Here is a 23,463-nt window from a genome sequence, read left to right as displayed (position 1 = left end):
GCAGCGGCCGGTCAGTCCCGCGGGGGCAGCGGCATGCGGAAGGTGAAGCGGGTCTCCGAGGGTCCCGATTCGGCCTCGAGCGTGCCGCCGTGCACGCGGGCGATCTCGGAGGCGATGAAGAGGCCGAGGCCCAGGCCCTGCTGGTTCGGGCGGACGCTGCCGCGGAAGAAGGGCTGGAAGAGGCCGGGCAGGGCGTCCGCCGGGATGGGCCGGCCGGCGTTGGCGACGCGGAGCTCGAAGACGCCGCCCTCCGTCGTCGCCTCGATGCGGACGGGGGAGGCGGCGTCGCCGTGGGTCAGCGCGTTGCCGAGGAGGTTCGAGAGGAGCTGGGCGATGCGCGGGCCGTCGGCCGGGACGGGCTCGTCGATGGCCAGGCGAGCCTCGATTTGGCGGCCGGGGTGGATGGAGCGCAGCTCGTCGATCGTGCTCTCGAGGACCGGCGCCAGGGGATCGGCGCCGCGCCGGTCCAGCTCCAGCCCCTCGCCGAGGCGGGCGCGGGCGAAGTCCATGAGGTTGTTGATGAGGCCGCCGACGCGAAGGATGCTCGACTGCATGAGGGCGAGGACCTTGCGCCCGGTCTCGTCGGTGACGGAGCGGCCGAGGAGGCGCGCGCCGGAGGCGATGGAGGCGACGGGGTTGCGCAGGTCGTGGCCGAGGACGGCGATGAACTGCTCGCGCAGCACGGCCAGCTCGCGCTGCTCCGTCAGCTCGGCGCGCGCGCGGCGGAGCTCGTCGTCGGCGGCGAGCTGGGCCGCGATCAGCTCCGCGAAGAGGCGGAACATGCCGAGCGTCTCGGGGCCGTCCACGCGGCGCGGGCTCGGGTCGAGGGCGCAGAGGGTGCCGAAGCGGCGGCCGTCGCGCAGCGTGATGGGCACCGAGACGTAGCTCTGGAAGCCATACAGCGCGGGGACGGGGTGGTCGCGGTAGGCGGGGTCCTCGGGGGCGTTGCCGAAGACCACGGGCGTGCCGGTCTCGACGATGCCCTGGCAGAAGGTGGTCGCGATCGCGAGCTCGTCGCCGGGCTTGAGGCCGAGGCCGGCCTTGTCGAGCGTCTCGCAGGCGACCCAGCGCTCCTCGGTCACGCGGGCGACGGCGGCGAAGCGCATGCCCGTCATCCGGCAGATGACGTCGAGGATGGTGGGCACCGCCTCGATGCGGCCGATGGCCTGCACGTCCGCCGCGAGCGCGGGCGGCAGGCTGTCCGCGAGGGGGCGCGGGGCGGGCTCGGCGGCGATGGAGAGCGGGGCGGGGGGCGCCAGGGGGTCGCCCTCGCGCCCCTCGGCCGGCGCGCCCTCGCCGGGCCGCTCGGGCGGCCACTCGCCGGCGCGGGGCGGCGGGGAGGTGTTCATCCGGTACTCCCCTTCTCGCCACGCCCGCCCGGGGTGTGGTGTGTCCTGGATTGCCACCCTGTCACATCCGGGTCAGCGGGGATGCTTTATTAAAGATACGCGGCGCAAGGAAGCGGGGCGAGAGCGGCGGAATCGGGATTTCCGGAACGCCGGGGGCGGCTCAGGCCGGGCCCGGCTCAGCGCCCGCGCGGCGGCCGGCCACGTAGGAGAGGCCCTCGACCACGGCCTCCCGCAGCTTGCCGTGCAGGAAGGGGTTGCCGGCGACGACGTTGCCGGTGGCGTAGGGGTCCTCGTCGCCGGGGCCGGTGACGTAGCCGCCGGCCTCCTTGACCATGACGATCCCCGCCGCGCAGTCCCAGCGGTTGAGGCCGAGCTCCCAGTAGCCCTCGTAGCGGCCGGCGGCGACCCAGGCGAGGTCGAGCGCGGCCGAGCCGAAGCGGCGGATGCCGGCAACCTGGGGCATGAGCCTGGCGAGCGTCGTGGTGAACTCCGCGCGGTGCGGCACCTTCGCGAAGGGGATGCCGGTCGCGAAGAGGGCGGCGTTCAGGTCGCGCCGGCCGGAGACGCGGAGGCGCTTGTCGTTGAGGAAGGCGCCGCGGCCCTTCTCGGCCCAGAAGAGCTCGTCGGTCGCGGGGTTGTAGATGACGCCGGCGACCACCTCGGTGCTGGTGGGCGAGAGGCGGTGCTCGATGCCGATCGAGATGCACCACTGGGGAATGCCGTGGAGGAAGTTGGTGGTGCCGTCGAGCGGGTCCACCACCCAGCGCCACTCCCACTCCTCCGTGCCGCTCTCGCCGCTCTCCTCCATGAGGAAGGCGAAGGAGGGGCGGGCGCGGCGGAGTTCGTCCCGCAGCGTCTCCTCGGCGCGGAGGTCCGCCTGGGAGACGAAGTCGCCCGGCCCCTTCGCGCTGACCTGCAGGTTCTCCACCTCCGCGAAGTCGCGCAGCAGGCGCCGCCCGGCCTTGCGGGCGGCGTTGATGACCACGGTCATCGCGGGGGAGAGTCGCGAGGAGGGCTGGGCGCCGGACATGTGGCTCAGCCCTTCGCCCGCTCCAGGTAGGTCGCGTCCTCGGTGCGGACGACGATCTTCTCGCCGGCGGTGATGAAGGGAGGGACCATGACCTTCACGCCGTTCGAGAGCACGGCGGGCTTGTAGGAGGAGGAGGCGGTCTGCCCCTTCACGACGGGATCGGCCTCGACGACCTCGAGCACGACGGTATCGGGCAGGCCGATGGCCACCGGCTCGCCCTCTATCAGGCGGACGTTGACGGTCATGTTCTCGACGAGGAAGGGCAGGCGGTCGCCGAGGATGACGGCGGGGACGGTCGTCTGCTCGAAGGTCTCAGGGTCCATGAGCACGATGTTGTCGCCGTCGGCGTAGGAGTAGTTGAACTCCTTGTCCTCGGTGTTCAGGCGCTCCACCGTGTCGGCCGTGCGCCAGCGCTGGTCCTTCTTCGCGCCGGTCTTGATGTTGCGCATGTCGACCTGGATGATCGCGTTCCCCTTGCCGGGGATCATGATGTTCTGGCGCAGGATCGTGTAGCGCTGGCCCTCGAACTCGATGACCATGCCGGCGCGCATCTGGTTGGCCTGCATCTTCGCCATGGGGGGCGTCCTGTTCGTTCGTCCGGCGCGCCGTCGGGCGCGTCGCGTGGAGCGCGCCGGGGCGCGCCGGTGGGGCGCGCCGGGCGGCGCGCTGGGTGGAGCGCGCCGGGGGCGCGCGGGAAGTCGGGATTGGGCGCGGGCCATACACGCGCGGCGGGGGTCCTGGCAACCGTGCCGGCGCCGGCGGGGGTCCGGCGGGGGGTTGCGGCAGGGTCCTCCCGGCGGGACGGAAGGGGCCGGGAGGAGGCTCACGGTTACGCGATCGTATTTACGGGAAAAAGCTGCGGGTAGGCCTCTGCTCCGCGTAGTTGAGGCCTGTTTGTAAAGGGTTTTTCCGGTGTCAAGCCTGTGGAAAACCCTGTGAGGAACCGGTGCGGGACGGGGGAGGCGCTGGGGACGACTCCGGGCGCGGCGGCGGGGGAACGGGGGCCGCCGCGCGCCCTGTCGCGTCAGTCCGCGTAGCCGTTCGTCGCCTCGATGATCGGCTTCCACTTGGCGATGTCGGCCATCCAGAAGCGGCGGTGGGCCTCGGGCGTCGCGTCCTCCTGCGGGACGGGGGCGGTGCCGATCTCGGTGAAGCGCTGGACCACCCGCGGGTCGCGGAGCGCGGCCTGGAGGGAGGCGGTGAGGCGGGCGAGGACCGGGGCCGGGGTGCCGCGGGGGGCGTAGAGGCCGTGCCAGACCGTCACCTCGAAGCCCGGCAGCCCGGCCTCGGCGGTGGTGGGGATCTCGGGCAGGGTCGCGATGCGGGCGCGCGACGGCGTGGCGAAGACCTTCACGGCGCCGCCTCGGATGTACTCGGTCGTCTGCGTCGTCTGGTCGCAGAGGAGGTCCACCCGGCCGCCGAGGATCTCCTGCATGGCCGGGCCCGTGCCGCGGAAGGGGATGACGGTCGGCTTCGCGCCGATCGCGTTGGCCAGCAGCGCGCCGCAGAGGGCGGAGGAGGAGCCGATGCCGGCGTCGGCGAGGTTGAAGCGGTCCCCGCTCGACCGCATGAGGGCCACGAGGTCGGCGAGGTTCGCGGCCGGCAGGTCCTTCCGGCCGACGAGGGTCATCGGCACCTCCGTCACGAGGCCGAGCGGCTCGAAGCCGCCGACGGGGTCGTAGGCCAGGCGGCGGTACATGGTGGGGATCACCCCCATGCCGATGTGGTGCAGCAGGACGGTGTGGCCGTCCGGCCGGGCGGTGGCCACGCGCTGGGCGCCGAGGGTGCCGCCGGCGCCGGTGGTGTTCTCCACCACGACGGGCTGCCCGATCTCGCGCGACATGCTCTCGGCCAGGAGGCGGCCGACGATGTCGGTGGGGCCGCCGGGGGCGAAGGGGATGATCATGGTGATGGGGCGGGAGGGGAAGGCGCCCTGGGCGCGGGCGCTGCCCCCGGCGGCGAGCGTGGCGAGAGCGGGGGCCGCCAGGGCGCGGCGGGTGATCAGGGGCAAGGGCGTTCCTCCCGGGGGCGGCCCCTGGCGGGGCGGCTCGTTTCGGGGAAGTCTGCACGCGGCCGTGGCGCCAGGGAAGCGGCAGCCCGGGGAAGATGGGGTCAGGCGGGGGGCGGGGCGTCCGGCTGGAAGTGGTCGCCGCCGAGGGGGCCGCGGACCTGCCAGCCGCCGTCGCGCCGCTCGGCGAAGTCGGGGCCGATCGGGGCCTTGCCCTGGCCCTCCGGCAGGTCGAGCGCGTAGGTCGGCCAGGCGAGGCCCGTGACCCGGCCGCGGAGCCCCTCGAGGAGGGCGCGGCCCTCGGCGATCGGCACCTCGAAGCGGGCGGTGCCGGGGGCGCGGTCGAGCTGGTGGAGGTAGTAGGGCTTCACGCGGTTCGCGAGCATGGCGCGCAGGAGCGCCTCCATCGCGGCCGGGCTGTCGTTCACGCCGCGCAGCAGCACGGACTGGCCGAGGAGCGCGACGCCGGCGCGGGAGAGGCGGCGGAGGGCCGCGCGGGCGTCCTGCGTGAACTCGCGGGCGTGGTTGGCGTGGAGGAGGAGGAAGAGGGCGGTCTCGGTGTCGAGCGCCTCCGCCATGGCCGCCGTCACGCGGGCGGGGTCGGCGACGGGGACGCGGGTGTGGAGGCGGATGATCTCGATGTGCGGCATGGCCGAGAGGCGGGCCACGATGTGCCGCAGGCGCCGGGGCGAGAGCATGAGGGGGTCGCCGCCGGTCAGGATGGCCTCGCGCACGCCGGGGTGGGCCGCGAACCAGTCGAGCGCCGCCTCCAGCTCCGCCTCGTCCAGCACGCCCCCGCCGGGGCCGACCTGTTCGCGCCGGAAGCAGAAGCGGCAGTAGACGGGGCAGGCCAGGAGGGGCTTGAGCAGCGCGCGGTCGGGGTAGCGGTGGGTGACGCCCTTCACGGGGGTGTGGGGGGCGTCGGCGATGGGGTCCTCCCGCTCCTGCGCGGTCGCCTCCAGCTCGGCGGGGTGGGGAAGGTACTGGGCGGCGATGGGGTCCGCGGGGTCGGCCGGGTCGATCAGCGCGGCCATGGCGGGGGTGACGGAGACGGCGTAGCGGGCCGCGACCGCGCGCAGCGCCGGCAGGCCGGCCGCGGGCAGGAGGCCGGCCGCGGCGAGGGCGTCGGCGTCGCGGAGCGGGCGGGCGGGGGCGCCGGCCGGGGGGGAGGGGGGGAGGGAGCCGTCGGGCATGGCGGGGCTGGTAGCCCCATCCGGGGCGATGTGTCACGGAGCGGGCGAGCCCACCCCCTTCCGGAGGCCCCGCGGTGCCGCACCAGCCGCTTCCAACCTGGCATCCCGAGGCGCTGCGGGCGCGCCTGCCGGCGCTGCGGCGCCGCGCGGCGCTGATGCGCGACACGCGGGCCTTCTGGGAGGCGCGGGGCTGCATGGAGGTGGAGACCCCCGCCCTCGTGCCCGTGCCGGGGATGGAGGTGCACCTGCACGCCTTCCGCTCCCGCTTCGAGCCGCATCTCGGGCGCGGGGAGGGGAGGGACCTCTGGCTCCGCACCTCGCCGGAGCTCGCGATCAAGCGGCTGCTGGTGGGCGGCGCCGGGAGCGTCTTCGAGATCGCGCGGGTCTGGCGGAACGGCGAGGTCTCCCCGCGCCACGCGCCGGAGTTCACGATGCTGGAGGTCTATCTCGAGGGCGCGGGGATGGAGGGGCTGATGGACGCGGTGGAGGATTACCTCCGCGCCGTGCTGCCGCCGCGGGTCGCGCATGCGGGGGTGGAGACCGACCTCTCCCTGCCCTTCGAGCGGGTGAGCGTGGCCGAGGCCTTCGCGCGGGCGGGGGTGGACGTGCTCGCCTCGGTCGATCCCGCGACGGCGGAGGGGGACGGGGCGGCGCTGGCGGCGGCGGCGCGGGCGGCGGGGCTCGCGGTGCCGGCGGGGCTGGGCTGGGAGGATCTCTTCTTCCACCTCATGCTCGAGCACGTGGAGCCCTGCCTCGGCCGGGGGCGGGGGAGCTTCCTCACCCATTGGCCGGCGCCCCAGGCGGCGCTCGCGCGGCGCGACCCCGCCGACCCGCGCGCCGCGCTCCGCTTCGAGGTCTTCGCGGCCGGGCTGGAGCTGGGCAACGCCTTCGACGAGCTGCGCGACGCCGCCGAGCAGCGCGCGCGCTTCGCCCGCGACGTCGCCGAGCGGGAGGCGCTGCACGGCGAGGGCTGGGGCGTGGACGAGGACTTCCTGGCGGCACTGGACGCGGGGATGCCGGCGGTCTCGGGCATCGCGATGGGCTTCGACCGGCTGGCGATGCTCGCGGCCGGGGTGCCCTCGCTCGACGGCGTGCGCTGGCTCGGCGCCTGGCCCTATCCGGGCGCGTGAAGGGTCCCCGGCGGACCGCCGGGCGCATCGACTCCGGGTGGGCTGCGTTGTGAGCGTTCCAACGGAGGACGCTGACATGGTTGATACACGCTCGTTGCTCGAAGGGTTCCTCGGCGGCGGCTCGCGCGGGGGCGGGATCGGGAGCCTCGGCGGCGGAAGCAGCGGGAGCGGCGGCGGGGGCGGCATCGGCAGCCTCGGCGGCGGCGGCTCGCTGGGCGACGTGCTGGGCGGCCTCTTCGGCGGCAAGGGCGGCGGGATCGGCAGCCTCGGCGGCGGGAGCAGCGGCGGCGGCGGCATCTTCGGCGGGCCGATCGGCAGCTTGGGCGACCAGGACCGCGGCGGCGGCGGGTTGTTCGGCGGCGGCGGCATCGGCAGCCTCGGGCGCGCGGGCACGGTCCAGCCGCCCTCGCAGGACGACGACCGGGGCGGCGGCGGGCTGTTCGGCGGCGGCATCGGCAGCCCCGGCACGGGCGGCATGGGCGGTGGCGGCTTCGGCGGCGGGCTGGGCGGGATGCTCGGCGGCGGGCTGGGGACGGCGGCGGCCGGCGGGCTGCTCGGCTCCCTGCTCGGTGGGCGGCGGCGCCCGAGCGGCGGCGGCAGCCTGATGCAGATGGGCGGCATGGCCGTGCTCGGCACGCTGGCCTACCGCGCCTGGCAGAAGTTCCAGGAGTCGCAGGGCGTGCCGGAAGCGGCGCGGGGCGGCGCGACGGCACCCTCGGCGCCGCCGGCCTCCGGCCCCTGGGCCGGCGCGGGGAAGGCGCCGATGGGCGCGCCCGTGGGCGCCCAGGGCCGCGTGCCCGACCCGAAGGAGTTCGCGCAGGAGGAGGTCGAGGCGGCCGACGGCCAGCCCTTCGGGCTCTCCATCGTCAAGGCGATGATCTCGGCGGCCAAGGCCGACGGCCACATGGACAACGACGAGCGGGACCGGATCTTCGGCGAGGTGGAGAAGCTCGGCCTCGACGCCGAGGCGAAGGGCTTCGTCTTCCAGGCGATGGACGCCCCGACCGACCCCGCGGCCATCGCGGCGCTGGCCCGGACGGACGCGCAGAAGGCCGAGATCTACATGGCGTCGCGCCTGGTCGCGGAGCCGGACACGGCGGCGGAGCGCGCCTATCTCGACGCGCTGGCGCACCGGCTGGGGCTGGCGGCCGGGCTGCGGCAGTCGCTCGACGCCCAGGCGGCGGAGGCGCACGAACTGGTCGCCTCCGGCGCGCTGGACGGCGGCCAGGCGGCGGGGCGCGAGGCCGGGGCGGCGCCCCAGGGCTGAACTAGGGCTGAGCTAGGGCTCGCTACCTCGGCAGGAGCGCGCGGGCTTCCCCCGCGCGCTCCGCCGGCCAGGCGTAGAAGTTGAAGATGTAGGGGTCCGACGCCTCGAAGACGGAGGGGTCGGGGCTGGCGCGCTGCATGGTCGGGCGGTCGAGCGCGGCCATGGGCTGCCAGCGGCCGCCGTGCTCGAAGGCGGTCTCGTAGCCGAGCGCGTCGAGGAAGGCGGGCACGGACCAGGTGCAGCCCTCGGCGTGGCGCTCCTCGAGCTCGAGGGTGAGCACCGGGCGGCAGCGGGCGAGGGTCGCGCGGGCGCCGCGGAGGATGGCGAGCTCCGCGCCCTCGGCGTCGATCTTGATGGCCGTGCAGTCCGCGAGCGCCAGGCTGTCGAGGGTGACGACGGGCACGCTCTCGCGCCGGACGGCGACGCGGTCGGAGCGGTGGGCGGCGTAGGTCTTCGCGGTGCTGGCCCATTGCCACTGCGGCTCCCCGTCGAGGAGGGGCAGGGAGAGTTCCAGCGTGCCGGGCGCGTCGCCCACTGCCTCGCGGCGGAGGGTGATCCCGGGATGGCCGGCCGCGGCGCGGGCGAGGGCGGCGCGGGCCTCGGCCAGCGGCTCGAAGGCGATGACCCGGGCGCCGGGCAGGGCGGCGAGCGGCAGGGTTAGCAGCCCCTCGTGCGCGCCGGCGTCGACGATCGTGCCCGGGCGGTGCAGGGCGGTCAGGAAGGCCAGCTCGTCCATGGGTCTCTCCGGGGGGCTCGCCCTTGGGGGTTTCGCCCCTGGAGGTTTCGCCTGTGGGGGCCGTGCGGCAACCGGGCCGGGGCGGCCCGCGTTTCTGGACCAGCAACGATACGGAGCCAAGCCATGCGGATCCTCCCCCTCGCGGCGGCGCTCGCGCTCGTTGCCCTGCCCGCTTTAGAGAGGCCGGCGAGGGCGAACCTGACGGACGGGGTGAGCACGACCGGGCGCTCGCCCGGGCCGCCGCTCGACCAGGGGCCGGCGACGCCCTCCTCGGACCGCGCCTATTCCGGCGGGGGCGCGGTGCTGGAGGGAGCGCCCGGCGCGCCCGCTCCCGCGCCGCTGCCGACCGCGCCGGCCGGGTCCACCCGCCCGCAGAGCATGCCGGCCCGCTGAGCCGGGCGCCCTAGCGCTCGGGCCGCGGCGCGGCGGCGATGGCCGCGTTCATGGCGCGGACGCCCTCCGCGGGGCCATCCGGGTGGTTCCAGACAGCGCCGACCACGGCGAGGAAGTCCGCGCCCGCCTCGACGAGGGGGGCGCAGTTCGCCGCGGTGATGCCGCCAATGGCGACGCAGGGGATCTCGAAGATCGAGGACCACCACTCCAGCAGGTCGGTCCCGGCGTGGTGCTGCGCGTCCTTCGTGGAGGTCGGGAAGAAGGCGCCGAAGGCGACGTAGTCGGCGCCCATCTCGCCGGCGCGCATCGCGAGGTGGCGGCTGTCGTGGCAGGTGATGCCGAGCGTCGCGTCGCCGAGCAAGGCGCGGGCGGCGGCGTGGTCGCCGTCCTCCTGGCCGAGATGGGCGCCGTCACAGCCGGTCTCGGCGGCGAGCGTCGCGTCGTCGTTGAGGAGGAAGGCGACGCCGCGGGACTGGGCGACGGGGCGGAGCGCGTCGATCGCGCGGCAGACCTCGTCCCGTCCCGCGTCCTTCAGGCGGAGCTGCAGGCAGGCGCAGTCCCCGGCGTCGAGCGCGCGGGCGAGGAGGTCGGGGAAGGCCGCGAGGTCGAGGCGGGGCGGGGTGACGAGGTAGAGGCGGCAACCGTCGGCCGGCGCGTTCCGTGGGGGCGTTCCGGCCAAACCGGTGTCTCCTGCTCGGGCCGGGAAGGGGCGGGCGCGGGGCCCGCCGCCCTCAGGCCGGGTGTTGCGAGGCCTCGGCCTTGTAGGTCTCGATGATGTCGGACAGCAGCGCCAGCGCCTCGGCCTTCGGGCGCTGGAAGGTGTTGCGGCCGATGATGGAGCCGTTGCCGCCGCCCTGGTGGATGCCACGGGCCATGGCGGTCATGGATTCCGCCGTGCCAGCCTCGCCGCCCGAGAAGACGACGAGGCGGCGGCCGTTGAAGCAGGCCTGGACGACGTGGCGGATGCGGCCGGCGAGGTCGGCGATGTCGGGGACGGGCGACTTCTCGTAGGTCTTCCGGGCGGCGTCGAGGAAGATGGCCTCGGTCGGCGGCTTCACCTTGATGATGTGGGCGCCCATCAGGGCCGCCATGTGCGCGGCGTAGGCGCAGATGTCGAGCGCGGTCTCGCCGGTCTTGTCGAGCATCGGGCCGCGCGGGTAGCTCCAGACGACGACGGCGAGGCCGACGGACTTCGCCTCCTCCGCCAGCTCCCGCAGCTCCTCCATCATCTCGAACTGGTACTCGGAGCCGGGGTAGATGGTGAAGCCGATGGCCGAGCAGCCAAGGCGGAGCGCGTCCGACACCGAGCCCGTCACCGCCTGGTCCTTGGTGACGGAGAGGGAGTTGGAGGAGTTCACCTTCAGGATGGTCGGGATGGCGCCCGCGAAACTCGCGGCGCCGGCCTCGATCATGCCGAGCGGGGCGGCGTAGGCGTTCAGCCCGGCCTCGATCGCGAGCTCGAAGTGGTAGCGCGGGTCGTAGGCAGCGGGGTTGGGGGCGAAGGAGCGGGCGGGGCCGTGCTCGAAGCCCTGGTCGACGGGCAGGATGACCATGCGCCCGGTGCCGCCGAGGCGGCCCTGCATGAGGATGCGGGCGAGGTTGCCCTTCGTGCCGGGGTTGTCGCTCTCGTACCAGGAGAGGATGTCCCGGACCTTCGGCGTCAGCTGCATCGGCGTCGCTCCCTCCGCTTTCCCCGGTTCAGGGTTCCCTTTTCAGGGTTGTGGGTTCTTGTCCTCGCCGGAGTTAACCGAGGGCGCGGTGTCTGTCACGCGACCGGCCTCGCCGGCGGCGCCCCGGAGGTGGCGGGCGAGGAGGGCGCGGCCGGCCTCGCGCCGGAGGTCGAGGCGGGCGAGGTCGAGCGCGGGCGGGGCCGCGGGCAGGATGTCCGCGCCCGCCTCGGCGGCCGCCGCCCGGACGGCGGGGAAGGCGGGGTGGGCGCCGTCGAGCACGAGCAGTCGCCATCCCTGCCGGAGCGCGTCGAGCGCGAGGCCGGGCGCGCTGCCGCAGTCGAGCGCGGCGCGGAAGGGGGTGCCGGGGTGGCGGGCGGCGGCGCGGGCGAGCATGGCGGCGACGACGGCAGCCCCCGGCCAGGCGGCGGCGGCCGGGGCGGAGAGGAGGAGGAGGCCGGCCCCCAGACCCTCCGCCGCGGCGAGGGCGGCGGCGGCGTCCTCGGCCGAGCGGAAGCGAATCGCGGGGGGCGTCACGGTTGACCCTCTTGCGGACCGATGCGTAAAGCCATCACGGTTGCAGGGTGTGAAGCCGCGCGGCGGCCGGGGTTTGCAGCGGAAGGTTGGCACGGCCGGGCTCCCCTTGGTACGCCGCGGGGTGGATGGGGCCGTAACGATCCCCGGAACGGGTCCCCGGAACGATCCCTGGGGGCGAAGGGGCACGCAGGAGTGGCGCGGCATGTCTGACGGCCTGGCAGGGGCGATCGGGAAGCTCGAGGCGGCGGTGGAGCGGCTGGCGGCGGCGGCGCAGGAGGTCGCGCGCGAGCGGGACGCGCGCCTGCGGGCCGAGGCCGAGCCCGCGGGGGTGCCGCCCGCGGAGGTGGCCGCGCTCTCGGCCCGGCTGGAGGCGACGATCGCACGCCTCCGCGCCGCGCTGCCGGACGGGGCCGAGGTGGTGGAGCTGGACGATCTCGGCCTGGCCGAGGAGGAGCCCGAGGAGGCGGCGCCGGGCGGGCGCGGCGCCGAGGGCGGGGATGCGGGCCATGGCGCGCTTGCCGGCGCGCCGCGCGGCGCCGGGGAGGGTTGAGGTCTTGGGACAGGTCACGGTTCGCGTCGGCGGCTACAGCCACCCGGTCTCCTGCGAGGACGGGCAGGAGGCGCATCTCATCGCGCTGGCGGCGGAGGTGGACCGCCGCGTCGCCTCGGTGAAGACGATGGGCGGGAGCTACGGCGAGCCGCGTCTGCTGCTGCTGGCCGCCCTGCTGCTGGCCGACGAGGTGCACGACCTGAAGGTGGAGGTGGCCCAGGCCCGCGCCGGGCTGCCGCCGGCGCCGCCCTCGCCGCCCACCGTGACCGCGGTCGCGCCCTTGCCGGCGGCTTCCGCGGGCGGTGCTTCTTCGGCCGATGTGGCCGAGCCGGCGCCCGCCCCGGCGATGGACCCGCAGCTGGCCGAGCGGCTGGCCCGGGTGGCGGAGCGGATCGAGGGGATCGCGGCCGATCTCGGCAAGGGCTGAGGCGCGGCGGGGGAGCGCGGCGTGAATCGCGCGGAAGGCGCCGGCATTCCCCCTCTTGCCCTGGTGCGGGGGCGCGGTCCGTCCTACATGGGGAGGGCGGGGCTGCCTTTCGCGCCAGGCAAATCATCCCCAGGGCCAATAAGCATCCTCCGGGAGCTGGCTCTGTCCGGACCCTGGTCCGGGTACCTGGTGCCCACCTGCATTAGCAGGCCTTGGGAGGACGAATCGCCAGCGGTTCTGGTGGCTCCGCACCTCTCCCCCCTTAGACGGCATCCGGCGGCATGAGTGCCGAGGACCCGCGGCTGCGCGCGGCCAAGATCGTGGCGCGCGAGGAGGCGCAGGCGCGGCGCGCCTCGGCTCTCGCCGAGGGCGCGGGGCCGGCGCTGGCGGCCCACGCGCTGCGCGAGGCGGCGCCGCCCGCGGGGGCGGTGGTGGCCGGGTTCTGGCCGATGGGGCACGAGATCGACGTGCGGCCGCTGCTGCGGGCCCTGGCCGGGCGGGGGCATCCCCTCTGCCTGCCCCGTACGCCCAAGCGCGGGCTGCCGCTCGACTTCCGGGCCTTCGCCTTCGGGGACGCGATGGACAAGGGGCCCTTCGGCACCCTCCAGCCCGCCGAGGCGGCGCCGGCGGCGCGGCCGGGCTTCGTGATCGTGCCGCTGCTGGCCTTCGACCGCGCCGGGCGGCGGCTGGGCTATGGCGGTGGCTACTACGACCGCACGCTGGCCGCGCTGCCGGGGCTCCGCACGCTCGGGGTGGCCTTCGCCTGCCAGGAGATGCAGGAGGTGCCGGCGGGCCCACTTGATGCCCCGCTGGACGCCGTGGCCACCGAGTCGGGCGTTCTCCGCTTTCGGTGAGGGGCTTCCGGTAGGGGCGAGCGAGGGGATGGTGGGTTGAGGATCTTGTTTCTGGGCGACGTGGTGGGCCGGTCCGGGCGGGACGCCGTGGTGGAGCGGCTGCCGGGGCTGCGGGCGGAGCTGGCGGCGGACCTCGTGGTGCTGAACGCGGAGAACGCCTCGCACGGCTTCGGCCTCGCGCCCGACATGGCCCGGGCCTTCCTGGCGGCGGGGGCGGACGTGCTGACGCTGGGCAACCACGCCTGGGACCGCAAGGAGATCATCCCCTACATCGAGGGGGAGCCGCGGCTGATCCGGCCGATGAACTACCCGCCGGGCACGCCGGGCCGGGGCGCGACCGTGGTGGAGGTGCCGGGCGGGCGCCGGGCGCTGGTGGTGCAGGTGATGGGGCGGCTGTTCATGGAGCCGCTGGACGACCCCTTCCGGGCGGCGCAGGCGGAGCTGGCGCGGCACTCGATGGGGGCGGGGGGATCGGTCCAGGCGGTGGTGGTCGACATCCACGCGGAGGCGACGAGCGAGAAGCTCGGCTTCGGGCACTCCTTCGACGGGCGGGCAAGCCTGATTGCGGGCACGCACACCCACGTGCCGACGGCCGACCACCAGGTTCTGGAGGGCGGCACGGCCTATATCTCGGACGCCGGGATGTGCGGCGACTACGACAGCGTGATCGGCATGTCCAAGGCGGGGGCCTCGATCCGCTTCTGGCGGAAGGTGCCGGCGGAGCGCCTCGCGCCCGCCGAGGGGCCGGCGACGCTCTGCGGCGTGCTGGTCGAGACCGACGACGCGACGGGGCTGGCGCGGCGGATCGGGGCGCTGCGGGTCGGCGGGCGGCTCTCGCCGGTCCTGCCGGGGTTCTGAGGGCGGGGGTGCGCCTCCCCCGCCCGTCGCGTCAGAGGTGGATCAGCTCGGGCGCGAGGAAGCCGAGGCCGGCGAGCGCGATGCCGACGGCGCCGAGGATCGCGCCGCCCAGCGCCAGCAGCGGCACGCCGGTGACGATGCTGGCGGAGGCGATGACGATGGCGACCTGGAAGGCGGCGGAGCCGTACTCGTACATGTGGTAGGCGGCCATGGAGCGGTCGCGGGTGCGCTCGGCGGCCTTGGCGCGCTCGGCCAGCTCGCGCCGTCCCTCGCCGGTGGAGGGCTCGCTCTCGTAGCGCTGGGCGGTGGCCTGCCAGGCGGCGACCTGGCGGGCGGCCGCCGCCCGGCGGTCCTCCTCGGCGGGCTGGGGCGCGATGGCGGCGGCCTCGGCGGCGGTGCGGAGCGTGGTCTGGCGGATGGTGCGGGCCTGGAAGAAGGCCCAGAGGTTCGAGGCCTCGACGTTGCGGGACAGCGCCTCGGTCTGGGCGCTCTTGGCGCCGGTCTCGGCGAGGGCGAGGCAGAGGGCGAGGACGGCGATGAGCAGCGCGACGCGCTTGTTCTCGCCGCTGTGGTCGACATGGCCGTGGCCGGTCATGGGGATCCTCTCTTCATGAAGATCTCTCCATGCCATCGCCTCACGCGGGGGTGAAGGGGGTCAGTCCTCCCGCACGCGGCCGCGGTTCTGCTTGATGCCCGCGCGCACGCCCTTGGCCGCGAGGCGCCTTTCCTTGCTGCCCTTCGTCGGGCGCGTCGGGCGGCGGATGGTGGGGACGACGAGGGCGTCGCGGATGAGGGCGGCGAGGCGGGCGCGGGCGGCCTCGCGGTTGCGGTCCTGGGTGCGGTGTTCCCGCGAGGTGAGGAGGAGGCTGCCCTCCTCGGTCATGCGGCGGCCGGCGAGCGCGCGGAGGCGGGCGAGGACGGGCTCGGTCAGCCCCGGCACGCGGGCGGTGTCGAGGCGGAGCTGGACGGCGGTCGCGACCTTGTTGACGTTCTGCCCGCCCGGGCCGGAGGCGGCGATGAAGCTCTCCTCCAGGGCCTCGGCCGGGATGGTCAGGCGGTGGCTGATCCGGAGCGGGTCCAAGCTAGTAGAGTTCGGCCGCGCAGCGGGGGGCCACGACCTCGTCGTAGTCCCGACGATCCACGCGGCCCTGGCTGTGCTCGGCGATCATCTCGCCGCCGGTCGGCGCGGCGTCCGGGCGCTGGGTGCCGGACCAGAGGCCGCCGCGCAGGAGCGCGCGGGGGCACTGGATGTAGACCTCCGTGACGGCGACGAGGAGGACGGTGGCCGGCAGGGCGCGGCCCATGGCCAGGCGCGCGCGCAGCGCCGGGTCGGTGGTGATGCGGGCGGTGCCGTGGACGCGGAGCGTCTCGTTGATGCCGGGCACGAAGAAGAGGAGGGCGACGCGGGGGTCGTCCAGCACGTCGCGCAGCGCGTCGAGGCGGTTGTTGCCGCGGCGGTCGGGCAGGGCCAGCGTCCGCTCGTCGAGGAGGGTGGCGAAGCCCGGGGCGTCGCCGCGCGGGGTCGCGTGGGGGCCGTGCCGGCCGGTGGTGGAGAGGATGAAGAAGGGGGAGCTCGCGATGAAGGCGGTGCTGCGCCCCTCCAGCCGGTCGCCGACCTTGGCCACGGCGCGCTCGGTCGGGGGTGGGTAGAGGGCGGCGAGCGCCTCGGGCGAGGCGACGTCGAAGGGGCTGGCGGCGGGGTTGGCGTCCATGGCGGGGCTCCGGTGCGGCGCCATGGTGAGGCCTGGCGCGGGAAGGGCAAGGGCGGCGCGCGGAAGTCGCCGCGCGCGGGTGGCGCCGGGGCCGGGCGGCCCCTATGATCGGGGCTTTCCGACCCGCCGCGCGGGCCTTCCCGGGCGATCCCGGGCCGGGTCCCGGCGGGGCGGTTTCCAGACGGTTCCCATTGATTGCAACCCCCGTGCCGGGCCGCCTTCCAGGGGCCCGCGAGAGAACAGGATCGCCGAGATGGCCGGCCACAGCCACGCCAAGAACATCGCCCACCGCAAGGCCGCGCAGAGCGCCAAGCGCGCCCAGGCCTGGGGCAAGCTGATCCGCGAGGTCACCGTCTCCGCGAAGTCGGGCCTGCCCGACCCCGCGCACAACCCGCGCCTGCGCGCGGCGGTGAAGGCGGCGCTGGTGGCCAACATGCCGCGCGACACGGTGGAGCGCGCGATCAAGCGCGTGGCCCAGGGCACCGACACCGAGAACTACGACGAGGTGCGCTACGAGGGGTACGGCCCGAACGGCGTCGCCATCATCGTCGAGGCGCTGACGGACAACCGCAACCGCACGGCGTCCGACCTGCGCTCGATGTTCTCGAAGAACGGCGGCGCGCTCGGCGAATCGAACTCGGTGGCCTTCCAGTTCGAGCGCGAGGGGGTGGTGCGCTACGCGCCCGCGGCGGGGGACGCCGACACGGTGCTCGAGGCCGCGATCGAGGCGGGCGCGCAGGATGTGGAGAGCGACGAGGACGGGCACGCGATCCGGACCGCGGTCGAGGACCTCTTCGCCGTGCGCGACGCGCTGGAGGCGACGCTGGGCCCGGCCGAGAGCGCGAAGCTGGAGTGGCGGCCGAACGCCACCGTGCCGCTCGACGAGGACAGCGCGCGCGGCGTGCTGAAGCTGGTGGATTCGCTCGACGACCACGACGACGTGCAGTCGGTCTACGCGAACTTCGACGTGCCGGACGACGTGCTCGATCGGCTGACGGCTTGAACCGCTCGGTCCGCATCCTCGGGCTCGATCCCGGCCTGCAGCACACGGGCTGGGGGCTGGTGGAGAGCACGGGGTCGCGGCTGCGCCACCTGGCCGACGGGGTGGTGAGCACGAAGGCGGAGCTGCCGCTGGCCGAGCGGCTCTGCATCATCCACCGGGCGCTCTCGCTCCTCATCGAGGAGCACCGGCCGGACGAGGCGGCGGTGGAGCACACCTATGTCAACAAGAACCCGGGCGCTGCGCTGAAGCTCGGCCAGGCGCGGGGCGTGGTGCTGCTGGCGCCGGCGCTGCTGGGGGTGATCGTCGCCGAGTACCAGGCGATGGAGATCAAGCGTGCCGTTGTGGGCACGGGGCACGCCGACAAGGTGCAGGTGCAGGACATGGTGCGGCGGCTGCTGCCGGGGGCGGTAATCAAGCGGGCGGACGCGGCGGACGCGCTGGCCATCGCGATCTGCCACGCCAACCACCGGTCGACGCGGATCGCCCTCGCGCGGGGGTATGCGCCGGCATGATCGGCGGGCTTCGATGATCGGCAAGCTGACCGGGCGGCTCGACTCCGTGCACGAGGGGGGCTGCATCCTCGACGTGAACGGGGTGGGCTATCTCGTCGCGGCGTCGTCCCGCGCGGTGGCGGCGCTGCCGTCCGACGCGAAGGGGACGCTCTGGATCGAGACGGTGGTGCGCGAGGACGCGATCACCCTCTACGGCTTCGCCGATGCCGCGGAGCGCGACTGGTTCCGGCTGCTGACGGGCATCCAGGGCGTGGGGCCGAAGGTGGCGCTCGGGCTGCTCTCGGCGCTCTCGCCGCGCGACCTCGCGGGGGCGATCCTGGCCGGCGACCGCGGGAGCCTGACGCGGGCGCCGGGCGTCGGGCCGAAGCTCGCGATCCGGCTGCTGAGCGAGCTGCGGGAGAAGGTGGGGGGGATGCCGACCGGCGACCTCGCCTTCGCCGTGCCCGCGGCGCCGGTGCCCGAGCGGGGCCCGGCCGCGGACGCGGTCTCGGCGCTGCTGAACCTCGGCTGGCGGCGGCCGGAGGCGGCGAGCGTGGTGACGCGGGTGCTCGACCGGCTGGGAGAGGGGGCGGACCTCAACACGCTGATCCGGGAGAGCCTGAAGGAGATGGCGCCGCGCTGAGGCGGGGCGGGACCGCTGGCCGCACAGTTTTAGTTAGGTTTTTGCAACGAGAATGAGGGCGGCTCGAACTTGCCCGCGCGGCCCGTGCCGGCGGGGCGCCGGCGGTCCGGCCGGGGGGAAGGGAGCGAACTCCGGCGGATTTCGGCGATGCCCCTTGCGACGAGACTTTCGGCCAGCATCGATGCCTGGCGCCTGCTGCTCATCACCTGCGTCGTCTTCAATCACTCCTTCTCGCTCTACAACAACCTGCCCGAGGCGGAGGCGGCGGGCCTGCTCGCCCACGCGGTGAACGCGGTCACGCGCATGGCCGTGCCCACGCTGAGCGTCTTCTCCGGCTACTTTTTCGTGCAGGGCGGCGGCGCGTACCGGGCGGTGCTCGAGAAGAAGCTGCGCTCCCTCGTGGTGCCCTTCCTGCTCTGGAACACGCTGCCCTGCCTTGCCTTCATCGCCCTCAACGAGATCGCCCAGCCGGTGCCTGGGCTGCTGCTGCGGAACATCGACGCGCACCGCTTCCTCGAGATGACGATCGCGGCGGACGGGACGCCGGTGAACGGGCCGCTCTACTTCCTGCGCGACCTCTTCATCTGCTTCGTCCTCTTCGGGCCGCTGCGCCGCTGGCTCGCCCATCCCGTCGCCCTCGCGGCCGCGATCGGGGTCGCGGTGCTGAACTACCGGACCGACCTGAGCGGGGCGCTGATCGTCCGCAACACGATCCCGCTCTTCTTCCTCGTCGGCATGGGGTGGCACAGCCTCTTCCGCTTCGGGCCGGGCTCCCGGCGGGAGGCGGCGCTGCTCGGGGGCGCGGCCGTGCTCCTGGTGGGCCTCTGCACCCTGTTCCCGGAGGAGGCCGGGGAGGGAAGCTGGGCAGCGCTGGCCACCTACCTCGTTCTCGCGCGGCTGGTGATCGCCCTCGTTCATCTCTGGCCCGCCGACCGGCGGGCCGCGCGCCGGGGGCGGGACTACGCCTTCACGATCTTCCTCTCGCACTGGATGGTGCTGAAGCTGCTGCTCGCCCTGTGGCGGCCGCTCGGGCTGCCGGCCGTGACCTTCGAGCTGCTCGCGCCCTTCGCGGCGGTGGCGGCGGGCGTCGTGATCCGGCAGGTCCTGGACGGCATGCCGGTCCGGGCCGGCTGGTTCGCCACCGGCGGGCGCGAGAGGAGCGCGCGCCAGCTCCCGGCCTAGCGGCGTCCCGCCGGGGCGCGCCGGGCGGCGGGGCGAGGCCTCGCCGGCGGTGCGCCTGGCGGCGTATCCGGCGGGGCGACAGCGGCGGGCGGTCACGCTATGTTCCGGGGATGAGCGCCTCTTCGAACCAGGACCGCATCACCGCGGGGAACCGCCAGGACGAGGACGCGGCCGAGGCCACGCTGCGGCCGCAGACCCTGTCCGACTTCACGGGGCAGCCGGCGCTGCGGGAGAACCTCTCGGTCTTCGTGCAGGCGGCGCGCGCGCGGGGCGACGCGCTGGACCACGTGCTGCTGTTCGGCCCGCCGGGGCTGGGCAAGACGACGCTCGCGCAGATCGTCTCGCGGGAGCTGGGGGTGGGGTTCCGGGCGACCTCCGGCCCCGTGCTGCAGCGGGCGGGTGACCTGGCCGCGATCCTGACGAACCTGCAGCCGCGGGACGTGCTGTTCGTGGACGAGATCCACCGGCTGCAGCCGGCGATCGAGGAGACGCTCTACCCTGCGATGGAGGACTTCCAGCTCGACCTCATCATCGGCGAAGGGCCGGCGGCGCGGACGGTGCGGATCGATCTGCCGCCCTTCACGCTGGTGGGGGCGACGACGCGGGCGGGGCTGCTGGCGACGCCGCTGCGCGACCGCTTCGGCATCCCGCTGCGGCTGCAGTTCTACTCGCCGGAGGAGCTGGAGCTGATCGTGGCGCGCGGGGCGCAGAAGCTCGGCTTCGTGCTGACGCCGGACGGGGCGCGGGAGATCGCGCGGCGGGCGCGGGGCACGCCGCGCATCGCGGGGCGGCTGCTGCGGCGCATCCGGGACTTCGCGGCGGTGGCGGGGCGGCCGGCGGACAAGGCGCTGGCCGATTCGGCGCTCGACCGGCTGGAGGTGGACCGGCTGGGGCTGGACGCGATGGACCGGCGCTACCTGCGGCGCCTCGCCGACCATCACGGGGGCGGGCCGGTGGGGGTGGAGACCCTGGCCGCGGCCCTGGCCGAGAGCCGGGACACGCTGGAGGAGGTGATCGAGCCCTACCTCATCCAGGAGGGGCTGATCCTGCGGACGCAGCGCGGGCGGGTGCTGGGGCTGCCGGGGTGGAAGCACCTCGGCATGACGCCGCCCCGCAACGCGCTGGCCGCGCAGGGCGACCTGCTGGACGAGTCCGACATTTAGGACGCGCCATCCCAGGCGCGACGCGGCCCGGCCGGGGGGCCGGCCGGGCCGGCGCGCCGGTGGGGCTCAGCGCGTCTGGGGCTCAGCGCGTCTGGGGCGCGGAGTTGCCGGGGGCGGTGGAGCGGCCGGCGACCGAGGGGCCGGCGGCGCCGGTGCCAATGTCCGAGTTGCTCGGCATGGCGTTGCCGCGGCCGGTGGTGCCGCTCATGCCCGTGGCGCCGCCCAGGCCGGGGTTGGCGGTCCGGCCGCCCATGCCGAGGCTGTCGGGGTCGTGGCCGGCGCGGGCGGGCGGGGCCGCGGGCGCCGCGGGCCGGGCGGCAGGGCGGGCGGCGGTGGCGCCGGGGGCGGCCCGGGTGCCGGAAGGGGCGGTCCCGCTGCCCATCCCCCCGCTGGTCTGGGCCTGGGCGCCCAGCGCGGTGCCGGCGAGGAGGGCCAAAGCGAGGGTGGCCTGCTTGATGGCGGACATGCGTCGTCTCCCGTAGCGCGTGCGGCCGGCCCGTCCGGCCTCTTGGGGATAACGGCCCGCACGGCTGTTCTTTGAGGCGGAATGACGGCGGGCGTTCACGTCCTGCGGAGGGGCGGGGCGATGCGCCGGGGACACGCCCCGGCCGCAATCCGGGGGCGCCGTGGCGGCGGGGCCGGAACCCCTGGTCGTTGCGGGCGAAGGGCGCTAGGGCGCGGGCCATGGACGTCCACCGCTACCGCCTCCGCGTCTATTTCGAGGACACCGACGCGGGCGGCGTGGCCTATCATGCCAACTACCTTCGCTGGGCCGAGCGGGCGCGGACGGAATCGTTGCGCGACATTGGGTTGCCGCATCAGCTTATGATGGAGCGTCACCGTTCGTTGCTTGTGGTGCGGCGCATCGAAGTAGCGTATTTGCGGCCCGCACGCCTCGATGACGAAATCGTGGTCGAGACGCGGGTCCTCCGGGCCGGCTCGGCCTCGGTCGATGTCGGGCAGGACGTGGTGGGGGCGGACGGGGGCGTGCTGGCGCGGATGAAGGTCGGGCTGGTCTGCGTCTCGCAGGAGGCGCTGAAGCCGGTGGCCCTGCCGGAGCCCTGGCGCTCCGCGATGCGGCCCGCGCCGCGGGCTTGACGGCGCGGCGCCCCTCGGGGCGCCGGGAGGTGCCCCCGAGGGGGCGGGGTTGCCGCCCTTCTGGGGGCGGGATGGCCGTGCCCGGGGGGGAGGCGGCCGTCGGCGCCCCGGGGGCGTTTGAGGTTTGGCGCCCCGGTCTGGGGCGAGGGGATGAGGAGACCGCCCGTGGGTGGTGTGACTGCGCAGAACCTGGCCGCGGCCGGGCACGACCTTTCGCTCTGGGGGCTGTTCCTCCAGGCGGACTGGGTGGTGAAGTCCGTCATGATCGGGCTGCTGATCGCCAGCGTCTGGGTCTGGGCGATCGTCTTTGAGAAATGGAACACGATGCGCCGCGTGAACCGCGCGGCCGACGTCTTCGAGGACAAGTTCTGGTCGGGCGGCAGCCTCGAGGACCTCTACCGCACGGACGGCGAGCGGCCGACGCACCCCATGGCCGCCGTCTTCGGCGCGGGCATGCGGGAGTGGCAGCGCTCCGCCGAGACGGGCGCGACCGGGGTGCTGGCGCTGACGGGCATGAAGGAGCGGTCCGAGCGCGCCATGAACGTCGCCGTCGGGCGCGAGATGGACGGGCTCGAGAAGTGGATGACCTTCCTTGCCTCCGTGGGGTCGGTCGGGCCCTTCATCGGGCTGTTCGGGACGGTCTGGGGCATCATGAACTCCTTCTCGGCCATCGCGGGCATGAACAACACGAACCTCGCGGTCGTGGCGCCGGGCATCGCGGAGGCGCTCTTCGCGACGGCGATCGGCCTCGTGGCCGCGATCCCGGCCGTGCTCGCCTACAACAAGATCAACGTGGACCTCTCGCGCTTCTCGGGGCGGCTCGAGGCCTTCTCCTCGGAGTTCGGGGCGATCCTGTCGCGCCAGGCGGACGAGGCGCCGGCCGCGGCGCCGGCCTCCGGCCCCCGCCAGCCGGCACAGGTCTGATCCCATGGCCGTCTCCATGAACACGGGCGGGGGGAACACGGGCGGGGGCCGCGGCGGGCGCCGCCGCCACCGGCCGATGGCCGAGATCAACGTCACGCCGATGGTGGACGTGATGCTCGTGCTGCTCATCATCTTCATGGTGGCGGCGCCGCTGATGACGGTCGGCGTGCCGGTGGACCTGCCCAAGACGAACGCGGCCGCCCTCAACCAGGAGCAGGAGCCGCTGACGGTCACGGTGAACCCGGAGGGCAAGATCTTCCTCCAGGAGACGGAGGTGGAGGCCGCGAACCTCGTGCCGCAGCTCCAGGCGATCATGGCGAACCAGCCCCAGGGGCAGCCCGAGCGGCGCATCTTCGTGCGCGGCGACCGCAGCATCGCCTACGGGCGGATCATGGAGGTGATGGGCATCGTCTCCTCGGCCGGCTTCTCGCGCGTGGCGCTGCTGGCCGAGCAGCCGGCGGGTCAGCCCGCGCGCGGCGCGGCGCCCGCCCCCGGCGCGGCCCCGACGAGCCGCCCGGCCACGCCCTCCGGCACCGCGCCGCGATAGGACCTCCCATGGCGACGGTCATGACGGGCTGGGCGGAGGGCGGCACCGCCGAGAGCCGCCTGCGGAACTGGGTGGCGGCCTCGGTGCTGCTGCACGCGCTGGTGGCGGCGCTGCTGATGACGGAGATGCCCGGCCGGAAGATCCCGGAGCCGCTGGAGGAGGCGATCCCCGTCGAGGTGGTCGTGCCCGAGGTGCCGCAGCTCGCCGAGGCGCCGGAGCCGATCCCGCTGCCGGCGCCGCCCGCGCCGCCGGCGCCCACCCCCGACGCCGCGCCGACGCCGCCCGCGCCGCCGCGGGCCGAGGCGACGCCCCTGCCGCCGCCGCCCCCGCCCAACCCGGCCGCCGCCGCGCCGGCCGCGGCGCCGCCGCCGGTGCCGGTGCCGCTGCCGATCCCCTTCGCGCCCCCGCCGCCCCCGCCGGTGGCGAGCCCCGCGCCGACCCCCGCGCCCACGCCGCCCCAGCAAGCGGCCGCGCCGGCGCCGAGCCCGCCGCTGCCGACACCGCCGCCGCAGGCCGCGGCGCCGCCCCCGCCGACGCCGGCGACGACGCCCGCGCCGACGCCTGCGCCCGCGCCAACCCCGACGCCCGCGCCGGCCCGCCCGGTGGCGCCGACCCCGCCGCCGGCGGCGGCCGCGCCCGCGCTTCCCTTGCCCCTGCCGCCCGCGCCGGCGCCGGACGCGATCCGCCCGGCGACGCCGACG

29 protein-coding genes and 1 other RNA gene are annotated in these 23,463 nt (G+C 75.2%); 17 read left to right on the top strand and 13 right to left on the bottom strand.

Annotated elements, in window-relative coordinates; all coding sequences use genetic code 11:
- Nucleotides 1-11 precede the first annotated feature (11 nt).
- From EAH89_RS24215 to EAH89_RS24195, 5 genes are all read right to left on the bottom strand, one after another.
- Complete coding sequence (locus EAH89_RS24215; protein ID WP_140886280.1) at nucleotides 12-1,349, bottom strand: GAF domain-containing sensor histidine kinase; 1,338 nt, start codon at nucleotides 1,347-1,349, stop codon at nucleotides 12-14.
- 160 nt (nucleotides 1,350-1,509) lie between these two features.
- Nucleotides 1,510-2,340, bottom strand: coding sequence for an inositol monophosphatase family protein (locus EAH89_RS24210; protein ID WP_140886307.1), 831 nt, complete (start codon nucleotides 2,338-2,340; stop codon nucleotides 1,510-1,512).
- 44 nt (nucleotides 2,341-2,384) lie between these two features.
- The gene (gene efp / locus EAH89_RS24205) at nucleotides 2,385-2,954 is read right to left on the bottom strand and encodes an elongation factor P (protein WP_140886279.1); all 570 of its coding nucleotides are present in this window, start codon (nucleotides 2,952-2,954) and stop codon (nucleotides 2,385-2,387) included.
- Between the two features lie 449 nt (nucleotides 2,955-3,403).
- Entirely contained in the window at nucleotides 3,404-4,390 is a 987-nt protein-coding gene (locus EAH89_RS24200; RefSeq protein WP_338325547.1) for a tripartite tricarboxylate transporter substrate-binding protein, read from the bottom strand.
- 101 nt (nucleotides 4,391-4,491) lie between these two features.
- Nucleotides 4,492-5,580, bottom strand: a complete 1,089-nt coding sequence (locus EAH89_RS24195; RefSeq protein ID WP_140886278.1) for a lysine-2,3-aminomutase-like protein — start codon at nucleotides 5,578-5,580, stop codon at nucleotides 4,492-4,494.
- A 74-nt stretch (nucleotides 5,581-5,654) separates the two neighbouring features.
- Here EAH89_RS24195 and epmA point away from each other — a divergent pair, with 74 nt between their 5' ends.
- Both epmA and EAH89_RS32770 read left to right on the top strand, forming a co-directional pair.
- Nucleotides 5,655-6,710 carry an EF-P lysine aminoacylase EpmA gene (gene epmA / locus EAH89_RS24190; RefSeq protein ID WP_241667189.1) on the top strand — a complete coding sequence of 352 codons (1,056 nt, stop codon included), beginning with the start codon at nucleotides 5,655-5,657 and terminating at the stop codon, nucleotides 6,708-6,710.
- Nucleotides 6,711-6,786: 76 nt separating this feature from the next.
- On the top strand, nucleotides 6,787-7,977 hold the full coding sequence (locus tag EAH89_RS32770; protein ID WP_241667188.1) for a tellurite resistance TerB family protein: 1,191 nt from the start codon (nucleotides 6,787-6,789) through the stop codon (nucleotides 7,975-7,977).
- Nucleotides 7,978-7,999: 22 nt separating this feature from the next.
- Here the strand turns inward: EAH89_RS32770 and EAH89_RS24180 are convergent, their stop codons facing one another.
- Nucleotides 8,000-8,713 carry an FkbM family methyltransferase gene (locus tag EAH89_RS24180; RefSeq protein ID WP_140886277.1) on the bottom strand — a complete coding sequence of 238 codons (714 nt, stop codon included), beginning with the start codon at nucleotides 8,711-8,713 and terminating at the stop codon, nucleotides 8,000-8,002.
- Between the two features lie 123 nt (nucleotides 8,714-8,836).
- On the opposite strand from EAH89_RS24180, the gene EAH89_RS24175 reads away from it, so the two are divergent.
- On the top strand, nucleotides 8,837-9,106 hold the full coding sequence (locus EAH89_RS24175) for a hypothetical protein (protein ID WP_140886276.1): 270 nt from the start codon (nucleotides 8,837-8,839) through the stop codon (nucleotides 9,104-9,106).
- 10 nt (nucleotides 9,107-9,116) lie between these two features.
- Here EAH89_RS24175 and thiE read toward each other — a convergent pair whose 3' ends face one another.
- The 3 genes from thiE to EAH89_RS33180 are packed head-to-tail and all read right to left on the bottom strand — an operon-like array spanning nucleotide 9,117 to nucleotide 11,310.
- On the bottom strand, nucleotides 9,117-9,785 hold the full coding sequence (thiE, locus tag EAH89_RS24170) for a thiamine phosphate synthase (RefSeq protein WP_140886275.1): 669 nt from the start codon (nucleotides 9,783-9,785) through the stop codon (nucleotides 9,117-9,119).
- Between the two features lie 52 nt (nucleotides 9,786-9,837).
- Nucleotides 9,838-10,776 carry a class I fructose-bisphosphate aldolase gene (locus EAH89_RS24165; RefSeq protein ID WP_140886274.1) on the bottom strand — a complete coding sequence of 313 codons (939 nt, stop codon included), beginning with the start codon at nucleotides 10,774-10,776 and terminating at the stop codon, nucleotides 9,838-9,840.
- A gap of 42 nt (nucleotides 10,777-10,818) precedes the next feature.
- Nucleotides 10,819-11,310 (bottom strand): hypothetical protein, encoded by a 492-nt coding sequence (locus tag EAH89_RS33180; RefSeq protein WP_140886273.1) that lies wholly within the window; start codon nucleotides 11,308-11,310, stop codon nucleotides 10,819-10,821.
- Between the two features lie 202 nt (nucleotides 11,311-11,512).
- Between EAH89_RS33180 and EAH89_RS24155 the strand changes: the two genes are divergently transcribed.
- From EAH89_RS24155 to EAH89_RS24135, 5 genes are all read left to right on the top strand, one after another.
- Nucleotides 11,513-11,860 carry a hypothetical protein gene (locus tag EAH89_RS24155; protein WP_140886272.1) on the top strand — a complete coding sequence of 116 codons (348 nt, stop codon included), beginning with the start codon at nucleotides 11,513-11,515 and terminating at the stop codon, nucleotides 11,858-11,860.
- Entirely contained in the window at nucleotides 11,817-12,287 is a 471-nt protein-coding gene (locus EAH89_RS24150) for a cell division protein ZapA (RefSeq protein ID WP_241667187.1), read from the top strand. The genes EAH89_RS24155 and EAH89_RS24150 overlap by 44 nt, the downstream gene beginning before the upstream one ends.
- Before the next feature lie 96 nt (nucleotides 12,288-12,383).
- Nucleotides 12,384-12,538: non-coding RNA, 6S RNA (gene ssrS, locus EAH89_RS24145), on the top strand.
- A 30-nt stretch (nucleotides 12,539-12,568) separates the two neighbouring features.
- The gene (locus EAH89_RS24140; RefSeq protein WP_140886271.1) at nucleotides 12,569-13,141 is read left to right on the top strand and encodes a 5-formyltetrahydrofolate cyclo-ligase; all 573 of its coding nucleotides are present in this window, start codon (nucleotides 12,569-12,571) and stop codon (nucleotides 13,139-13,141) included.
- Nucleotides 13,142-13,177: 36 nt separating this feature from the next.
- A complete protein-coding gene (locus EAH89_RS24135) occupies nucleotides 13,178-13,999 on the top strand; it encodes a TIGR00282 family metallophosphoesterase (protein ID WP_140886270.1) in 822 nt (273 codons plus the stop codon).
- A 31-nt stretch (nucleotides 14,000-14,030) separates the two neighbouring features.
- Here EAH89_RS24135 and EAH89_RS24130 read toward each other — a convergent pair whose 3' ends face one another.
- Genes EAH89_RS24130 through EAH89_RS24120 form a run of 3 tightly spaced genes read right to left on the bottom strand, consistent with a single transcriptional unit; the run spans nucleotide 14,031 to nucleotide 15,711 of the window.
- Nucleotides 14,031-14,594: a DUF4337 domain-containing protein gene (locus EAH89_RS24130; protein WP_140886269.1), complete on the bottom strand. Its 564-nt coding sequence runs from the start codon at nucleotides 14,592-14,594 to the stop codon at nucleotides 14,031-14,033.
- 60 nt (nucleotides 14,595-14,654) lie between these two features.
- The gene (gene arfB / locus EAH89_RS24125; protein ID WP_140886268.1) at nucleotides 14,655-15,080 is read right to left on the bottom strand and encodes an alternative ribosome rescue aminoacyl-tRNA hydrolase ArfB; all 426 of its coding nucleotides are present in this window, start codon (nucleotides 15,078-15,080) and stop codon (nucleotides 14,655-14,657) included.
- A 1-nt stretch (nucleotide 15,081) separates the two neighbouring features.
- Nucleotides 15,082-15,711 (bottom strand): MSMEG_1061 family FMN-dependent PPOX-type flavoprotein, encoded by a 630-nt coding sequence (locus EAH89_RS24120; protein ID WP_140886267.1) that lies wholly within the window; start codon nucleotides 15,709-15,711, stop codon nucleotides 15,082-15,084.
- A 253-nt stretch (nucleotides 15,712-15,964) separates the two neighbouring features.
- Here EAH89_RS24120 and EAH89_RS24115 point away from each other — a divergent pair, with 253 nt between their 5' ends.
- The 5 genes from EAH89_RS24115 (at nucleotide 15,965) to ruvB (ending at nucleotide 20,193) form a co-directional block, all read left to right on the top strand.
- Nucleotides 15,965-16,714, top strand: coding sequence for a YebC/PmpR family DNA-binding transcriptional regulator (locus EAH89_RS24115; protein ID WP_140886266.1), 750 nt, complete (start codon nucleotides 15,965-15,967; stop codon nucleotides 16,712-16,714).
- Nucleotides 16,711-17,226 carry a crossover junction endodeoxyribonuclease RuvC gene (gene ruvC, locus EAH89_RS24110; protein WP_140886265.1) on the top strand — a complete coding sequence of 172 codons (516 nt, stop codon included), beginning with the start codon at nucleotides 16,711-16,713 and terminating at the stop codon, nucleotides 17,224-17,226. The genes EAH89_RS24115 and ruvC overlap by 4 nt, the downstream gene beginning before the upstream one ends.
- Nucleotides 17,227-17,239: 13 nt before the next feature.
- Nucleotides 17,240-17,848, top strand: a complete 609-nt coding sequence (gene ruvA, locus EAH89_RS24105) for a Holliday junction branch migration protein RuvA (RefSeq protein ID WP_140886264.1) — start codon at nucleotides 17,240-17,242, stop codon at nucleotides 17,846-17,848.
- Between the two features lie 147 nt (nucleotides 17,849-17,995).
- The gene (locus EAH89_RS24100) at nucleotides 17,996-19,030 is read left to right on the top strand and encodes an acyltransferase family protein (protein WP_140886263.1); all 1,035 of its coding nucleotides are present in this window, start codon (nucleotides 17,996-17,998) and stop codon (nucleotides 19,028-19,030) included.
- Between the two features lie 110 nt (nucleotides 19,031-19,140).
- Nucleotides 19,141-20,193, top strand: a complete 1,053-nt coding sequence (gene ruvB / locus EAH89_RS24095) for a Holliday junction branch migration DNA helicase RuvB (protein ID WP_140886262.1) — start codon at nucleotides 19,141-19,143, stop codon at nucleotides 20,191-20,193.
- An 82-nt stretch (nucleotides 20,194-20,275) separates the two neighbouring features.
- Here ruvB and EAH89_RS24090 read toward each other — a convergent pair whose 3' ends face one another.
- Nucleotides 20,276-20,659 (bottom strand): hypothetical protein, encoded by a 384-nt coding sequence (locus EAH89_RS24090; RefSeq protein WP_140886261.1) that lies wholly within the window; start codon nucleotides 20,657-20,659, stop codon nucleotides 20,276-20,278.
- Nucleotides 20,660-20,877: 218 nt separating this feature from the next.
- On the opposite strand from EAH89_RS24090, the gene EAH89_RS24085 reads away from it, so the two are divergent.
- The 4 genes from EAH89_RS24085 to EAH89_RS24070 form a co-directional block, all read left to right on the top strand.
- The gene (locus EAH89_RS24085; protein WP_140886260.1) at nucleotides 20,878-21,291 is read left to right on the top strand and encodes a YbgC/FadM family acyl-CoA thioesterase; all 414 of its coding nucleotides are present in this window, start codon (nucleotides 20,878-20,880) and stop codon (nucleotides 21,289-21,291) included.
- A 150-nt stretch (nucleotides 21,292-21,441) separates the two neighbouring features.
- On the top strand, nucleotides 21,442-22,215 hold the full coding sequence (gene tolQ / locus EAH89_RS24080) for a protein TolQ (protein ID WP_140886259.1): 774 nt from the start codon (nucleotides 21,442-21,444) through the stop codon (nucleotides 22,213-22,215).
- A gap of 16 nt (nucleotides 22,216-22,231) precedes the next feature.
- The gene (gene tolR / locus EAH89_RS24075; RefSeq protein ID WP_206667662.1) at nucleotides 22,232-22,762 is read left to right on the top strand and encodes a protein TolR; all 531 of its coding nucleotides are present in this window, start codon (nucleotides 22,232-22,234) and stop codon (nucleotides 22,760-22,762) included.
- Between the two features lie 8 nt (nucleotides 22,763-22,770).
- Nucleotides 22,771-23,463, top strand: a 693-nt coding sequence (locus EAH89_RS24070) for a hypothetical protein (RefSeq protein WP_206667661.1), incomplete at its 3' end; no start/stop codon positions are given.

It is taken from the genome of Muricoccus nepalensis, assembly GCF_006438825.1.
In the GTDB taxonomy this organism is placed as follows: domain Bacteria; phylum Pseudomonadota; class Alphaproteobacteria; order Acetobacterales; family Acetobacteraceae; genus Roseomonas; species Roseomonas nepalensis.
Note: the sequence above shows the minus strand (reverse complement) of the source record. Positions and strands in the feature narration are given on the sequence as shown.

Bases quoted from the DNA above. Each gene is read 5' to 3' on its own strand.
- EAH89_RS24215 (WP_140886280.1), bottom strand. From the start codon at position 1,349: ATGAACACCTCCCCGCCGCCCCGCGCCGGCGAGTGGCCGCCCGAGCGG.
- EAH89_RS24210 (WP_140886307.1), bottom strand. From the start codon at position 2,340: ATGACCGTGGTCATCAACGCCGCCCGCAAGGCCGGGCGGCGCCTGCTG.
- efp (WP_140886279.1), bottom strand. From the start codon at position 2,954: ATGGCGAAGATGCAGGCCAACCAGATGCGCGCCGGCATGGTCATCGAG.
- EAH89_RS24195 (WP_140886278.1), bottom strand. From the start codon at position 5,580: ATGCCCGACGGCTCCCTCCCCCCCTCCCCCCCGGCCGGCGCCCCCGCC.
- EAH89_RS32770 (WP_241667188.1), top strand. From the start codon at position 6,787: ATGGTTGATACACGCTCGTTGCTCGAAGGGTTCCTCGGCGGCGGCTCG.
- EAH89_RS24180 (WP_140886277.1), bottom strand. From the start codon at position 8,713: ATGGACGAGCTGGCCTTCCTGACCGCCCTGCACCGCCCGGGCACGATC.
- EAH89_RS24175 (WP_140886276.1), top strand. From the start codon at position 8,837: ATGCGGATCCTCCCCCTCGCGGCGGCGCTCGCGCTCGTTGCCCTGCCC.
- EAH89_RS24165 (WP_140886274.1), bottom strand. From the start codon at position 10,776: ATGCAGCTGACGCCGAAGGTCCGGGACATCCTCTCCTGGTACGAGAGC.
- EAH89_RS24155 (WP_140886272.1), top strand. From the start codon at position 11,513: ATGTCTGACGGCCTGGCAGGGGCGATCGGGAAGCTCGAGGCGGCGGTG.
- EAH89_RS24150 (WP_241667187.1), top strand. From the start codon at position 11,817: ATGGCGCGCTTGCCGGCGCGCCGCGCGGCGCCGGGGAGGGTTGAGGTC.
- EAH89_RS24140 (WP_140886271.1), top strand. From the start codon at position 12,569: ATGAGTGCCGAGGACCCGCGGCTGCGCGCGGCCAAGATCGTGGCGCGC.
- EAH89_RS24130 (WP_140886269.1), bottom strand. From the start codon at position 14,594: ATGACCGGCCACGGCCATGTCGACCACAGCGGCGAGAACAAGCGCGTC.
- EAH89_RS24120 (WP_140886267.1), bottom strand. From the start codon at position 15,711: ATGGACGCCAACCCCGCCGCCAGCCCCTTCGACGTCGCCTCGCCCGAG.
- EAH89_RS24115 (WP_140886266.1), top strand. From the start codon at position 15,965: ATGGCCGGCCACAGCCACGCCAAGAACATCGCCCACCGCAAGGCCGCG.
- ruvA (WP_140886264.1), top strand. From the start codon at position 17,240: ATGATCGGCAAGCTGACCGGGCGGCTCGACTCCGTGCACGAGGGGGGC.
- EAH89_RS24100 (WP_140886263.1), top strand. From the start codon at position 17,996: ATGCCCCTTGCGACGAGACTTTCGGCCAGCATCGATGCCTGGCGCCTG.
- ruvB (WP_140886262.1), top strand. From the start codon at position 19,141: ATGAGCGCCTCTTCGAACCAGGACCGCATCACCGCGGGGAACCGCCAG.
- EAH89_RS24090 (WP_140886261.1), bottom strand. From the start codon at position 20,659: ATGTCCGCCATCAAGCAGGCCACCCTCGCTTTGGCCCTCCTCGCCGGC.
- EAH89_RS24085 (WP_140886260.1), top strand. From the start codon at position 20,878: ATGGACGTCCACCGCTACCGCCTCCGCGTCTATTTCGAGGACACCGAC.
- tolQ (WP_140886259.1), top strand. From the start codon at position 21,442: ATGAGGAGACCGCCCGTGGGTGGTGTGACTGCGCAGAACCTGGCCGCG.
- tolR (WP_206667662.1), top strand. From the start codon at position 22,232: ATGAACACGGGCGGGGGGAACACGGGCGGGGGCCGCGGCGGGCGCCGC.